The 13,492-nt window shown below is 60.5% G+C and carries 12 protein-coding genes; 9 read left to right on the forward strand and 3 right to left on the reverse strand.

What is annotated here, in order from left to right; translation table 11 throughout:
* Positions 1-29: 29 nt before the first annotated feature.
* The 8 genes from ACZ9IU_RS25255 (at position 30) to groL (ending at position 9,589) form a co-directional block, all read left to right on the forward strand.
* Positions 30-1,001 (forward strand): Bug family tripartite tricarboxylate transporter substrate binding protein, encoded by a 972-nt coding sequence (locus tag ACZ9IU_RS25255; RefSeq protein ID WP_040125324.1) that lies wholly within the window; start codon positions 30-32, stop codon positions 999-1,001.
* A 2-nt stretch (positions 1,002-1,003) separates the two neighbouring features.
* Entirely contained in the window at positions 1,004-3,379 is a 2,376-nt protein-coding gene (locus tag ACZ9IU_RS25260; RefSeq protein WP_040125868.1) for a molybdopterin-dependent oxidoreductase, read from the forward strand.
* On the forward strand, positions 3,376-3,834 hold the full coding sequence (locus ACZ9IU_RS25265; RefSeq protein WP_040125322.1) for a tripartite tricarboxylate transporter TctB family protein: 459 nt from the start codon (positions 3,376-3,378) through the stop codon (positions 3,832-3,834). Before ACZ9IU_RS25260 ends, ACZ9IU_RS25265 begins: the two co-directional genes overlap by 4 nt.
* 9 nt (positions 3,835-3,843) lie before the next feature.
* Positions 3,844-5,343 (forward strand): tripartite tricarboxylate transporter permease, encoded by a 1,500-nt coding sequence (locus ACZ9IU_RS25270; RefSeq protein ID WP_040125320.1) that lies wholly within the window; start codon positions 3,844-3,846, stop codon positions 5,341-5,343.
* A 34-nt stretch (positions 5,344-5,377) separates the two neighbouring features.
* The gene (locus ACZ9IU_RS25275; protein ID WP_040125318.1) at positions 5,378-6,634 is read left to right on the forward strand and encodes an NAD(P)/FAD-dependent oxidoreductase; all 1,257 of its coding nucleotides are present in this window, start codon (positions 5,378-5,380) and stop codon (positions 6,632-6,634) included.
* A 166-nt stretch (positions 6,635-6,800) separates the two neighbouring features.
* Positions 6,801-7,409 carry a J domain-containing protein gene (locus tag ACZ9IU_RS25280; protein WP_040125316.1) on the forward strand — a complete coding sequence of 203 codons (609 nt, stop codon included), beginning with the start codon at positions 6,801-6,803 and terminating at the stop codon, positions 7,407-7,409.
* A gap of 182 nt (positions 7,410-7,591) precedes the next feature.
* Positions 7,592-7,888 carry a co-chaperone GroES gene (gene groES / locus ACZ9IU_RS25285; protein ID WP_040125314.1) on the forward strand — a complete coding sequence of 99 codons (297 nt, stop codon included), beginning with the start codon at positions 7,592-7,594 and terminating at the stop codon, positions 7,886-7,888.
* 66 nt (positions 7,889-7,954) lie between these two features.
* Positions 7,955-9,589 carry a chaperonin GroEL gene (groL, locus tag ACZ9IU_RS25290; protein ID WP_040125312.1) on the forward strand — a complete coding sequence of 545 codons (1,635 nt, stop codon included), beginning with the start codon at positions 7,955-7,957 and terminating at the stop codon, positions 9,587-9,589.
* A 124-nt stretch (positions 9,590-9,713) separates the two neighbouring features.
* On the opposite strand, the gene ACZ9IU_RS25295 is transcribed toward groL, so the two are convergent.
* From ACZ9IU_RS25295 to ACZ9IU_RS25305, 3 genes are read right to left on the reverse strand one after another with little or no spacing between them, the layout of a single operon-like run.
* Positions 9,714-10,508, reverse strand: coding sequence for a sulfite exporter TauE/SafE family protein (locus tag ACZ9IU_RS25295; protein ID WP_040125310.1), 795 nt, complete (start codon positions 10,506-10,508; stop codon positions 9,714-9,716).
* Positions 10,509-10,515: 7 nt separating this feature from the next.
* On the reverse strand, positions 10,516-11,391 hold the full coding sequence (locus ACZ9IU_RS25300; protein WP_040125308.1) for an MBL fold metallo-hydrolase: 876 nt from the start codon (positions 11,389-11,391) through the stop codon (positions 10,516-10,518).
* A complete protein-coding gene (locus ACZ9IU_RS25305) occupies positions 11,378-12,952 on the reverse strand; it encodes an aminotransferase class V-fold PLP-dependent enzyme (RefSeq protein ID WP_040125306.1) in 1,575 nt (524 codons plus the stop codon). Before ACZ9IU_RS25305 ends, ACZ9IU_RS25300 begins: the two co-directional genes overlap by 14 nt.
* A gap of 35 nt (positions 12,953-12,987) precedes the next feature.
* On the opposite strand from ACZ9IU_RS25305, the gene ACZ9IU_RS25310 reads away from it, so the two are divergent.
* Positions 12,988-13,470 carry an Lrp/AsnC family transcriptional regulator gene (locus tag ACZ9IU_RS25310; RefSeq protein WP_040125304.1) on the forward strand — a complete coding sequence of 161 codons (483 nt, stop codon included), beginning with the start codon at positions 12,988-12,990 and terminating at the stop codon, positions 13,468-13,470.
* The last annotated feature ends 22 nt before the right edge of the window (positions 13,471-13,492 follow it).

The raw sequence follows: 13,492 nt of genomic DNA on the forward strand, positions 1-13,492 counted from the left end.
CTCTCTTGGAGCCAGAAGGAAATCTATCTATGAACCGCTTCGGAACAGCATTGCTTTCTCTGTCGATGACGCTGCCGGCTGCCGGCCTCGCCAAGGCGGATGACTATCCCAGCCGGCCTGTGTCCATTGTCGTGCCTTATCCGCCGGGCGGTGCAGTCGATGGCGTTGCACGCGTTCTTGCCGCCACGCTTTCGGTCAAGACCGGCAAGACCTTCGTGGTCGATAACCGTGCGGGCGGTGCCGGCGGCGTGGTTGGTTCGTCCGATGTGGTCAAGGCTGCTCCCGATGGCTACACCCTGCTGCTGAATGCGTCGATCCATGTGGTCACGCCGCTGATCAACAAGAACGTGCCTTTCGATGTCGTCAACGACTTCACGCATATCAGCGGCATCGCGGCTGGCCCGCTGCTGATCACCACCAATCCGTCGGACAAGGCGAACACGCTGAAGGAATTCTTCGCGGAGGTGAAGGCGGCTCCGGATTCCTACAACTTCGCCACGTCGGGTTATGGCTCGGCTGGTCATTTGGCTGTGGAAGTCCTGAAGGGCGAAGCTGGCGTCGATACTGAAGTAGTTACCTACAAGGGAGCCGGTCCGGCCCTTACCGACATGATTGGCGGCCAGGTGCAACTGATCGCCGACCCGATCCTGTCGTCCCTGCCGCATGTCAAGGCAGGCAGGCTGAAGCCGCTTGCGGTGACCAGCCTGACCCGTTCGCCCCTGGCACCGGATGTCCCGACCGTTGCCGAAAGCGGCATGCCTGCATTGGAAATGCTCTCCTGGTACGGTGTCTGGGCGCCGAAAAATCTTGATTCAAAAGCGGCGGAATATCTCGGCAAGGTCCTGCAGGACGTTGTCACCTCCACCGAATTCAAGGACAAGCTGACCGTCTTCGGCTTTGAGCCGATGTACAAGAACAGCACCGATCTGAGGGCCTTCGTGGTTGACGAGACACAGCGTTACAGCAAGATCGTCAAGACAGCCGGCATCAAGGTAGAATGAAGATGACGAAGGCTCCGAAAACCACGCAATATTCGGAGCCTTCGGCAGACCGGCGCCATGTCGGAACCCATTGGGGGTTCTACAGCCATGATGGCTTGGACGGCGCCATTCGTCCGATGGCGGGCGATCCCGATCCCGTTCGATTCGGCGGGGAGCTTCCAGCCGACAGGCTCGCGCCGTGCCGCATCCTCAGGCCGGCGGTCAGGCGATCCTTTCTGGAAAAGGGACCGGGTAATCGTGCCGGCCGGCGGGGAGCCGAGGCATTTGTCGAAGTTTCCTGGGATGAAGCACTCGAACTGGTCGCCGGCGAAATTCGCCGCGTCAGGGACGAGCACGGCAACGGCGCGATTTTTTCCGGCTCCTACGGCTGGTCGAGCGCCGGGCGATTTCATCATGCGCAAAGCCAGCTGAAACGCTTTTTCAACATGAACGGCGGTTCCGTTCGTTCCGTCCAGAGCTATAGTTATGCCGCCGGCGAAATCATCCTGCCGCACGTCATCGGCTCCACCGATGGGCTGATTACCGGCCATAGCCCATGGAGCCAGATCGTCGGCCATGCGGATCTGATCGTGATGTTCGGCGGCACGCCGCTTCGCAACGCTCAGGTCAATGCCGGCGGCGTTTCGCGGCATGAAACCCGCCAGGGTCTGCTTGATTGCAAGGAGGCCGGCGCCCACTTCATCAACGTCGGACCCGTCCGGGATGACGCCGCCGGCGAGCTCGATGCCCAGTGGATGGCTCTCAGGCCCGGGACGGACGCCGCCCTGCTGCTGGCCATCGCCCATGTGCTGATCCAGGAGGATCGCTACGACGCCGGGTTCATCGGGCGCTACACCGTTGGCTTCCAGACATTGCGGGACTATCTGTTTGGCAAGGCGGACGGCGTCATCAAGGATGTCGCCTGGGCAGCCGGCATTACGGGTCTTGAAGCGCAGGACATCCTCACCCTTGCCCGGACCATGGCCTCGCGGAAAACCTTCATCATGATGGCATGGGCGCTGCAACGCGCCGACCATGGCGAACAGGCCTATTGGGCGGCAATCGCGGTGGCATCGCTGCTCGGTCGCATCGGTCTGCCCGGTGGAGGATTTGGTTTCGGTTATGCATCCGTATCGGGCATTGGCCAGCCGGCGCCGGCCGTGAAATGGCCGGCGCTACCGCAGGGGCAGAATGCGATTTCCGACTACATTCCGGTCGCCCGAATTGCCGACATGCTGCTTTCGCCGGGAGCGGAATACGACCATGACGGCAAAAAACGGATCTACCCGGACATAAGGCTGATCTATTGGGCTGGCGGCAATCCCTTTCACCATCATCAGGATCTCAATCGACTGGTTGAAGCTTGGCAGAAGCCTGAAACGATCATCGTTCACGAGCACTGGTGGAATGCCCACGCCCGGCATGCCGACATCGTGCTGCCGGCCTCGACATTCCTGGAACGCGACGATCTGGTTGCCAGCGGCCGCGACAGCTTTCTCGGATATTCGACACGAATAACGGCGCCACCTGCGGACGTATTCTCGGATCACGAGATCCTGCGTCGCGTTGCGGCAAAGCTTGGGACTGAAGCGGCATTCACCGGTGGATTGAGCGAATCCGAATGGCTGGAGAAGCTTTATGCCGACGCGCAGGCGAACGCCGTGTCAGGCGACATTTCCCTGCCTGATTTTTCTACGTTTCGGAATGTGGGACTGATTGAAGTGGAAAGCCAAAACGCCGACAGGCCTTTGCTTGCCGCGTTTCGCGGGGACCCGGTCGCCCATCCGCTGCACACGCCGTCCGGTCTGATCGAGCTTTCCTCGGAACTCATTGCCGGCTTCGACCATGTCGATTGCCCTGGCCATCCGGCGTGGGTGGAACCGGCCGAATGGCTGGGGGGCAAACTGGCGGCAGTCTATCCACTGCATCTCCTGTCCTGCCAACCGCATGACAAGCTACACAGCCAGTGGGATCATGCGGCACCGTCGCGCCGGACCAAAAGCGGTGGTCGACAGCCGGTGCGCATTCATCCCGACGACGCCGCGGCTCGTGGACTGGCGCAAGGCGAGGTGGTGACCATTTCCAACGCCCGCGGTGCATGCCTGGCAGTCGTTGCCATCACCGATGCCGTCATGCCCGGCGTCGTGCAGTTGGCGACGGGCGCCTGGTTCGATCCGGCGGATCCCTCGACGCCGGGTTCGCTGGAACTGAACGGCAATCCGAATGTCCTGACGCCGGATCATGGAACCTCCCGCCTCACGCAGGGGCCAAGCCCGAACTCATGCCTTGTCGAGATTTCCCGTTTCATCGGCACACCGCCGCAGGTGCGAGCCTACCGCCCGCCGGATCTGGTCCCCGACCCGCGATTGAATGACGCTCACGGAAAGGAATGCGCATGACCTCACGTTTCAATCCGCAATTGATCGCAGGGCTCGTGTTCGTATTGATCGGCGCCGCTTTTCTGTTGAGCAGTCTCGATCTCTCCTATGGTACCTGGCGCAAAATCGGTCCCGGCGCATTTCCGGGTCTGGTCGCCTCGGCGCTGATTGCCATGGGCCTTATCGTCGCCTTCACGGCCGAGAAACATGACACCAGCAAAGAACAACCGAGCCTTTATTCCTCGAAGGTCACGTTCATCATTGCAGCGATAGTGGTGTTTGGGCTGGTCATTCGTGGAGGAGGGTTGCTGCCGGCGGTCTTCTGTTGCTGCGTCATCTCCTCGTTGGCGTCGCGCCCTTTGCGGCCGGTGAAATCGATGTTGTACGGGCTCGGGCTCGGCACGGCCTGCAGCCTGGCCTTCGTCAAGGGGCTTGGCATGCCGGTTGCCATCATTGGTCCCTGGTTCGGGCTTTAGGACGATCACATGGACACGCTGAACGCGCTGCTACTCGGCTTTGACCAGGCAATCCTGCCGACGAACCTGTTCTGGTGCCTGATCGGCACGCTGCTCGGGACCCTTGTCGGCGTCCTGCCGGGCCTCGGGCCAGCCGCCACAATGGCCATCCTCCTGCCTTTCACTATCGGACTTGAACCGGTGACGTCGCTGATCATGATGGCAGGCATCTATTACGGTGCGCAATATGGCGGTTCGACAACGGCCATCCTCCTCAATCTGCCCGGTGAAGCATCGTCCGTGGTGACAGCGATCGACGGCTACAAGATGGCCCGCAACGGACGCGCGGGCGTGGCATTGTCGACGGCGGCGATCGGCTCTTTTTTCGCCGGCACCGTCGCCACGCTGTTGCTGGCGCTGTTTGCGCCCTCGCTTGCCGAAATTGGATTGCTGTTCGGCCCCGCGGAGTACTTCTCCCTGATGATCCTCGGGCTTGTCGCCTCGGTGGTGCTTTCGCGCGGATCGCTGCCGAAGGCACTTGCCATGGTCTTCATCGGCATTCTGGTCGGCCTTGTCGGCCAGGATGTGCAAACTGCCGTGCCGCGCTTCACGCTCGGTTTTGAAGAGATGTCGAGCGGTATCAATTTCGTCGTGGTGGCGATGGGATTATTCGGCATTGGCGAGTTGATCAAGGATCTGGAAAACCCGGAAAGCCGCACGGCCATCAACGCACCATTCTTCTCGATGATCCCGTCGCGGGAAGACTGGCGCAGGATGGTTGCGCCGATCCTTCGGGGCACCGGGATCGGTTCCGTGCTGGGACTTCTGCCGGGTGGAGGCGCGCTTCTCGCTGCCTTCGCCGCCTACGCCATAGAGAAGCGCGTTGCCAATCCGCCCGAAGGTTTCGGCGGTGGCGCGATCGAAGGCGTGGCATCGCCCGAGAGCGCCAACAATGCCGGTGCGCAGACCTCGTTCGTCCCGCTGCTCACGCTCGGCCTGCCGGCCAACGCCGTCATGGCCTTGATGTTCGGCGCCCTGATCATGCAAGGTATCGCACCCGGGCCGACGCTGATTTCCGAACATCCCGACGTGTTCTGGGGCGTCATCGTGTCGATGTGGGTCGGCAACCTCATGCTGCTGGTCTTGAACCTGCCACTGATCGGCATCTGGACCCGCTTGCTGACGATGCCTTTCCACTATCTCTTTCCGGCTATCGTGGTGTTCTGCTCGATCGGCGCATTCTCGCTCAGCAACTCGGTCTTCGATCTTTGGCTGCTTGGAGCCTTCGGCGTCGCCGGCTACATCTTCGCCAAGCTTGATTGCGATCCGGCACCACTGGTGATGGGCCTCATTCTTGGGCCGATGATGGAAGAGAATTTCCGTAGGGCCATGTTCCTCGCCCGCGGCAATCCCGGCATTTTTGTCGATCGTCCGATTTCGGCGGGTCTGCTTGTCCTTGCTGTGCTCGCCGTCCTCGCGGTCGCACTGCCGAAGATCAAGGCCGTCCGCGAAGAGGCATTTCAGGAATGAACCGGCTTATTTTGGACGCGCAGAGTGAAACACCATGCATGTAGTGGTCATTGGAGCGGGTATCGTCGGCGCAGCGACGGCACTCGAGTTGTTGAGAGACGGGCACCAGGTCACCATCGTCGAACCCGAACAGCCCGGCGGTCGCCACGCCGCAAGTTATGGCAACAGCGGCTGGCTGAGCCCTGCCTCGATCATCCCGATGTCGATGCCCGGCCTCTGGAGGAAGGTGCCCGGCTATCTTGCCGACCCTTCCGGACCGCTGACCATCCGCTGGCGGCATCTGGCGCGTCTCGCGCCCTGGCTGCTGCGCTTCGTGCTCGCCGGTTCGACGGAAGCCAAGGTCGAACGGACCGCGCAAATTCTGGCGAGCCTCCTGCACGATGCTCCATCCCGGCATGCGGCGCTGGCAGAGGAAATCGGACGGCCGGATCTCATCCGGCGCAGGGGCCTGCTCTACGTGTACCAGGACCGAGCGGCTTTCGAGGCAGAGACTTTTGCGTGGCGCCTGCGACGCGACAACGGCGTTTCCTATCGAGAACTATCTTCGGCAGAATTGCATGAACTCGAGCCGAATCTTTCATCCCGCTATTCCTTTGCTGCCTTCGTTGAGGATGGTGGTCATTGTGTGGATCCGGGAGGTTATGTCGCAGCAATGGTCGATCATGCGGTGGATCTTGGCGCCCACCACATCAATGCTAGGGCGACCGGTTTCGATCTTTCCGGCAACCGGCTTTCCGGTATCCGGACAGAGGCGGGCACCGTGACGTGCGACAAGGCCGTCATCGCTGCCGGTATACACTCAAAAAAGCTTGCGGCGTTGGCCGGTGACACAATCCCGATGCAGAGCGAGCGCGGTTACCACGTCGTCATTCCCTATCATCTGGCGAAGGGGGAGATGCCGATCATGCCGAGCGACGGCAAGATGGGCAACAATCCGACGCTTGCCGGACTTCGCATTGCCGGACAGGTCGAGCTGGCAAGCGTTGAGGAAAGACCGGACTGGACCCGCGCCGAAATCCTGCTGAAACACGCCAGAGGAACCTATCCGGCACTATCGGATCTATCCGAAGGCAAGACTATCGATCGGTGGATGGGGCATCGGCCCTCGACTGCGGACGGCCTTCCGGTGATCGGTTTTTCGAAGTCTTCCGAAGATATCGTTCACGCGTTTGGCCACGGTCACGTCGGCCTTGCAGCCGGACCGGTCAGCGGCGCGCTTGTTGCAGGCCTGATCGCTGGGCGCCAATGTGCCATCGATCTATCCGCGCTGTCCGCCGCCCGTTTTCGCTAATCCGCAATCTGCAGGATCGAGTCGGAGAACATCATGCGGCTGAAATGGCCCTAATCCCTGCTTTCATGCGCTTCGACGGCATCCGGCGATCCCCCAGTTCGAAAATCTATGCGGCTGGGCGATCCATATTCGTTGCCGAGAGGATTGGCCGGTCGTATAAGGCGCGATGACGTCTGATTCAAAGATATTTGTTGGCCTGCGGTCGACCCGCAAAAAACCGGCCCCGGACCACGAACCAAGCCGTGCAAAATGCCAATGGGACGGATGCGAAAAGAATGGCACCCATCGCGCTCCCGTCGGGCGAGATGCTGAAGGGCTGTATCTGCTGTTCTGTCCCGAGCATGTAAGGGAATACGGCAAAGGTTATAACTTTGCGCCAAATCTGTCTGACCCTTTAATTAGGCGCTATCAGACGGAAGCGGCAAACGGCAGCCGCCCGACTTGGGGTACTGGTATCAATCGCGCGTCGGAAATGCCGCTCCCCTCGACGGCTCGCTCCGGTTCTGCAAAGGCAACGAACGCACGTAAAAGCGCTGCAGAACGCCAGGCGGCACAGGTGGATCTTCAGCGACGCAAGCTCAAGGTATTGGAGGCCAAGGCTTTCGAGACCCTCGATCTTTCGCCGGATGCGACACCGGAGGAGATCAGAAGCCGCTACAAGCAGAGGCTCAAGATGCACCATCCGGACGCAAACCATGGAGAGCGCAACTCTGAGGACGAGCTTCGGGCGTCGATTGACGCCCATAAGATCCTCAAGCTCAACGGCTTCTGCTAGGGGCGTGGCAAGGGATCTGCGGTAGTCTCGGTGGCAGCGGCGTGTACCTCCGACAAAGGGAGGTGCCACGGATGGCGGATCACAACTAAGGCACGAATCGCTCTAGCACTCTCAGCATAAGAGTGCTAAGGATATCCGATCGGGAACCCGCCATTGGGCTGCGCTCTCGCCAAGGAACCCAAATGAATAATACCATTTTTCGGCCGTTGCACGACCGCGTCGTCGTGCGCCGTATCGAGGCTGAAGCCAAGACCAAGGGCGGGATCATCATTCCCGATACCGCCAAGGAAAAGCCGCAGGAAGGCGAGATCGTCGCCGTCGGCACCGGAGCACGTGACGAGAGCGGCAAGATCGTTCCCCTCGACGTCAAGGCTGGCGACCGCATCCTGTTCGGCAAATGGTCCGGCACCGAGATCAAGTTCAACGGCGAAGACCTGTTGATCATGAAGGAAGCAGACGTCATGGGCGTCATCGCCTGATTTTCGGGCGCTTCTTTATTTCCTTTTGATGACGACTATGGGGCCAATGGCCCGGGAGTTATTGCCATGTCTGCCAAACAGATCAAATTCGGCCGTGATGCACGCGAAAAGTTGCTGCGCGGCGTCGACATTCTTGCCGATGCAGTCAAGGTCACGCTCGGTCCGAAGGGCCGCAACGTGGTGATCGACAAATCCTACGGCGCACCGCGCATCACCAAGGACGGCGTTGCCGTCGCCAAGGAAATCGAACTTGACGACAAGTTCGAAAACATGGGCGCCCAGATGGTCCGCGAGGTCGCTTCGAAGACCAACGACGTCGCCGGCGACGGCACCACGACTGCAACCGTTCTCGCCCAGGCGATCGTTCGCGAAGGCGGCAAGGCTGTTGCAGCCGGCATGAACCCGATGGACCTGAAGCGTGGCATCGATCTTGCTGTCACCGCCGTCGTCAAGGACCTGCTTGCCAAGGCCAAGAAGATTAACACGTCGGAAGAGATTGCCCAGGTCGGCACCATCTCGGCCAATGGCGAGAAGGAAATAGGCCAGTATATTGCCGACGCGATGCAGAAGGTCGGCAACGAAGGCGTCATCACGGTTGAAGAAGCCAAGACCGCCGAAACCGAACTCGAAGTCGTCGAAGGCATGCAGTTCGACCGCGGCTACCTCAGCCCTTACTTCGTCACCAACGCCGAAAAGATGGTGGCTGAGTTGGAAGATGCCTATGTGCTGCTGCACGAAAAGAAGCTCTCCAACCTGCAGGCCATGCTTCCTATCCTGGAAGCCGTCGTCCAGAGCGGCAAGCCGCTGCTGATCATTTCCGAGGACGTCGAAGGCGAAGCTCTTGCGACGCTCGTCGTCAACAAGCTGCGTGGCGGCCTCAAGATCGCTGCCGTCAAGGCTCCGGGTTTCGGCGACCGCCGCAAGGCCATGCTGGAGGATCTGGCGATCCTGACCGGCGGCACCGTCATCTCCGAGGACCTCGGCATCAAGCTTGAAAACGTGACGCTCGAGATGCTCGGCCGCGCCAAGAAGGTCTCGATCACCAAGGAGAACACCACTGTCGTCGATGGTGCGGGCACCAAGGCGGATATTGACGGACGCATCGGCCAGATCAAGGCTCAGATCGAGGAAACCACCTCGGACTACGACCGTGAAAAGCTGCAGGAGCGTCTGGCCAAGCTGGCCGGCGGCGTCGCCGTGATCCGCGTCGGCGGCTCGACGGAAGTCGAAGTCAAGGAAAAGAAGGACCGTATCGACGACGCCCTCAACGCGACGCGTGCGGCGGTCGAAGAAGGTATCGTGCCTGGCGGGGGGACAGCCCTTCTTCGCGCCTCCATCCTTCTGAACATCAAGGGCGAGAATGAGGATCAGAATGCCGGGATCAGCATCATCCGCAAGGCCTTGCAGTCGCTGGTTCGCCAGATTGCTGAAAATGCCGGTGACGAAGGCTCGATCGTGGTTGGCAAGATCCTGGAAAGCAACACCGACAACTACGGCTATAACGCCCAGACGTCTGAATATGGCGACATGATCGCCATGGGCATCGTCGATCCGGTCAAGGTCGTTCGCACGGCTCTGCAGAACGCGGCTTCGGTGGCCGGTCTGCTGGTGACGACGGAAGCCATGATCGCCGACCTGCCGAAGAAGGATGCTGCCGGTGGCGGCATGCCTGACATGGGCGGCATGGGCGGTATGATGTAAACGGTTCCCAATCGGGAACTCGAATAAGCCGTTCGCGGTGAAGGGCTCCGATCGATCGGGGCCCTTTTGTCATATGCTCGCTACGTCTCGCTCCCACGATTGCCCGCTATCTGAGGTTCTGTGATCATCTTGTCCAAGGCAGTGCGGCGTAGCTTCGCCACAGGACGTAGAGGCTGACGGAAAAGATGATCCATCGGAAGATCTGCGACAGCGTATTGCGATGCGTGGAGAGCCGCGTGGCGGTTATGGTGCCGAGCGTCCCGCCACCGACGCCGCCGGCAATAAAATATCCCGCGACCTGCCAGTCCACCAGTCCGGACAAGGCGTAGTTGGCCGCTGTCGTGAGGCCGAACGTGCCGACGGCGAGGAGAGACGAACCGACCGCGTTGATCAACGGCATGCCGGTGGAGAACAGCAGTCCCGGCACGATAAGGAAGCCACCGCCGATGCCGAAGAAACCGGAACAGACGCCGGTCAGCAAGGCAACCAGGCTGGTCTTTCCATGGGTACGGACCGTCAGAGATTGCGGTGTGACGCCGATCTGGCTGCGTGTCTTGCTCATCACGAAGCTGACGAACATCATCAGCAGTCCGAACATGAAGAGGAGGTCTTGGCCCTCGACGACTTTGCCGAGACTGGAGCCGAAATAGGCGCCGAGCGACCCGGCGATGGTGAAGATCAAGGCGCATCGCCACCAGACATGGCCGCGAACCGCATGACCCACGAGATTGAGATAGGCATTGACGGAGACAGCGAGTGCGCCGGTGCCGATCGCGGTATGCACGTCCTTGACGCCAACGACATAGATCAGCAGCGGCGTCGCGAGGATCGAGCCGCCTCCGCCGATCAGGCCGAGGGTGAAACCGATCAGCGATCCTGAGCCGATCGCAAGCAAGACCTGCTCGATTGATCCATCCATGCAGCCGTCAATTCCAGACCGAATGGGGAAACGCGTCGAGCGGAATCTTCAGGTAACGGCACCCATTGTCTTCGGCCGGCGGCAACTCGCCACCGCGAATATTCACCTGCAGCGCGTGCAGGATCAGCTTCGGCATCGGCAAGGTCCTGTCGCGGGCCTCCCTCAGATCGACAAAATCCAGCTGCGACCTGCCGGCGACATGCGGGTTATCGGCTTTCTGCTGCGCGACCGAACTTTGCCACAAGGCTTCGCGGCCACCCTGCCGGTAGTCATGACCCGTGAAGAGGCGAGTTTCGTCGGGCAGCGACAGGATTGCCTGGATCGACGTCCAGAGGTCAGCGGCGCTACCGCCGGGGAAATCGGCGCGGGCGGAGCCGGTGTCGGGCATGAACAGCGTATCATGAATGAAGGCGGCATCGCCGACGACATAGGTGATCGAGGCGAGCGTGTGTCCGGGCGAATACATCACCCGTGCTTCGAGCTCGCCGATCGCGAAGGTCTCTCCGTCCCGCAATAGCCGGTCCCATTGGGAGCCGTCGCAGGCGAGATCCGGCCAGTTGTAGATCTGTCGCCAGATTTTCTGCACCGCCATCACATGCTCGCCGATCGCGGTCGGCGCGCCGGTCCTCGCCTTGAGGTAACGTGCTGCCGAGAAATGATCGGCGTGCGGATGCGTGTCGAGGATCCATTCCACCGTCAGCCCGCGAGAGGCGACGTGGTCGAGGATCGCATCGGCATTCAACGTTGCTGTGGAGCCGGATTTCTCGTCGAAATCGAGGACCGGATCGACGATCGCGCATTTGCGCGTCATCGGGTCCGATACGACATATTGAATGCTGCCCGTCCGCGCATCGTAGAAAGCGGCAACATCAGGCTTGTGCATAGGTCAGGCCCTCTTCGGTCTCCATGCGCGGAAAGAAGATCGCTCGTGCCGGGTCGAAATCGTAGTCGGCTTCGAACATCGGCGCGTCTGCCGCAAGCTGCGCCACGGACTCGATGATGAACCGCACCTTATCATCCGAAAGCAGGACACTGAAGTTCAACCGCGTGAAACCCGGCTTTCTGATTTCGTCGCCGGCGAGAATGGCCTGGCGCATCTCTTCGGATTGCTTGGCATCGATTGACAACAGCCGGTGCACGTAAGGTCCGGCGCAGGCACAGCCGCCGCGCGCCTGAATGCCGAAGCGGTCGCTCAGCATGCGCGTGACAAGCTGCTGATGGACATAACCGCCCTTGCCGTTGCGAATGCGAAAGGAAAAGATCGGCAGCCGATCCGCGCCGGGCAATCCGAGCAATTCCAGTTGCGGCACCTGCCTCCACGCGGCAAATGCCTGCCGGGTCAGCTCTCGGTTGCGCCCAGCCATCTCCTCAAGGCCGATTGCGTGTTTGACGATGAAGGCGAGAGCGGCACGGATGTCGCCGACGACGTTCGGCGTGCCCGCTTCCTCGCGCGCTTCCAGGCTGCTGCTGTAATCGTGGGTCTCCGGAGAGACGAACTTTACCGTGCCGCCGCCCGGCCAAGAAGGTTTGTTCGTCGCCACGCCCTCGCGACGGACGATAAGGATGCCCGAAGCACCAGGGCCGCCGATGAACTTGTGCGGCGAAATGACGATGGCGTCGATCGGTGCATCCGCACCAGGCGACATGGAAATCGGCACATAGGGGCCGGCGCCCGCATAATCCCAGATCATCCTTGCGCCCGCGGCTTTGACCATTCTGGTAATCACGGCGATATCGCTGGTAATCCCGGTAATGTTCGATCCGGCAGACAATGTGCAGACTGTCAGGTCCGGCGATCCGTCATGTAGCGCCTTGTCGAGAAGGGACAGATCGGGCCCGCCGGACGGACACTCGGAAAGCTCGACGATTTCCGCGCCGCTTTCACGCCAGGGGAGAATGTTCGAGTGATGTTCATAGGGCCCGATGATGACGCGGACGGTCTTCCCCGCCGCGACCGCTTCCGTGACGCCAAACAGTTTGACGAGGCGATTGAGGCCGGACGTCGCGCCGGAGCCGGTGAAGATGACGGCATGCTCTTCGGTCGCGCCACAGAATTCGGCGATCAGCGACCGCGCTTCCCGCCGCATCCGGGTCATGAAGCCGCCGCAATAGGAAGCTTCCGTATGGCTGTTGGCGTAATAGGGCAGGATTTCGTCCATCACGAAGTGTTCGATCGCGCGCAACGCCCGGCCGGAGGCGACATAATCCGCATAGACCAGGTTCTTCACGCCGTACGGACCTTCGATCTGTGCCGTCGCGCCGACGAGATCGTCGCGAAGATCGGCGATCAGCCCGGGATGGTTCAAGGCATTGCGAAAACGAGCAAGAGGCGTGAGGGCCTGATTGGTTTCACGACGAATGGCTTGCACGGTCATCTCGCTGTCATCCTCTTCAGTCTCGAAGTTGACAGCGATTGTATTCTGCTTCAGGCTCGAAGAACTCACCTATTTTATGCGAATTTTCCCCCAGGTTGTGTCGTATGATCGAATCTACAGCAAAGATCGATGTGTTTGATCTGAAAATCCTCACTGTTTTGCAAAAAGACGCTAGCCTTTCGCAGCGTGATCTGGCGGAGAAGGTCGGCCTGTCGCAAAACGCTTGCTGGCGGCGGCTTCAGCGGCTCCAGACGATCGGAATGATCCGCGGTTCACACAGCGATATCGACCTCAGCGCGCTGGGGCTGGATCTCACCGTCTTCGTGATGATCCGCACCCGCCATCATTCCAAAGAATGGATCGACGGTTTTCGCAGCCATGTCGAGCGTCTTCCCGAGGTCATCGATTTCTACCGGATCGGCGGGGACTGGGACTATCTGATCAAGGTCGTGACCAGAGGCATGTCCGGCTACGATACATTTTATCAGAAGCTGATCACCAATTTCGACCTTGCGACGGTCACCGGTTTCTTCTCCATGGAAGCCATCATCAACAATCGTCCGGTGGACCTGAGCCGGTTGCGGTAACGACCCTGACCGAGGCGCCCGT

Source organism: Mesorhizobium sp. USDA 4132, assembly GCF_056279545.1.

Bases quoted from the DNA above. Each gene is read 5' to 3' on its own strand.
- ACZ9IU_RS25255 (WP_040125324.1), top strand. From the start codon at position 30: ATGAACCGCTTCGGAACAGCATTGCTTTCTCTGTCGATGACGCTGCCG.
- ACZ9IU_RS25260 (WP_040125868.1), top strand. From the start codon at position 1,004: ATGACGAAGGCTCCGAAAACCACGCAATATTCGGAGCCTTCGGCAGAC.
- ACZ9IU_RS25265 (WP_040125322.1), top strand. From the start codon at position 3,376: ATGACCTCACGTTTCAATCCGCAATTGATCGCAGGGCTCGTGTTCGTA.
- ACZ9IU_RS25270 (WP_040125320.1), top strand. From the start codon at position 3,844: ATGGACACGCTGAACGCGCTGCTACTCGGCTTTGACCAGGCAATCCTG.
- ACZ9IU_RS25275 (WP_040125318.1), top strand. From the start codon at position 5,378: ATGCATGTAGTGGTCATTGGAGCGGGTATCGTCGGCGCAGCGACGGCA.
- ACZ9IU_RS25280 (WP_040125316.1), top strand. From the start codon at position 6,801: ATGACGTCTGATTCAAAGATATTTGTTGGCCTGCGGTCGACCCGCAAA.
- groES (WP_040125314.1), top strand. From the start codon at position 7,592: ATGAATAATACCATTTTTCGGCCGTTGCACGACCGCGTCGTCGTGCGC.
- groL (WP_040125312.1), top strand. From the start codon at position 7,955: ATGTCTGCCAAACAGATCAAATTCGGCCGTGATGCACGCGAAAAGTTG.
- ACZ9IU_RS25295 (WP_040125310.1), bottom strand. From the start codon at position 10,508: ATGGATGGATCAATCGAGCAGGTCTTGCTTGCGATCGGCTCAGGATCG.
- ACZ9IU_RS25300 (WP_040125308.1), bottom strand. From the start codon at position 11,391: ATGCACAAGCCTGATGTTGCCGCTTTCTACGATGCGCGGACGGGCAGC.
- ACZ9IU_RS25310 (WP_040125304.1), top strand. From the start codon at position 12,988: ATGATCGAATCTACAGCAAAGATCGATGTGTTTGATCTGAAAATCCTC.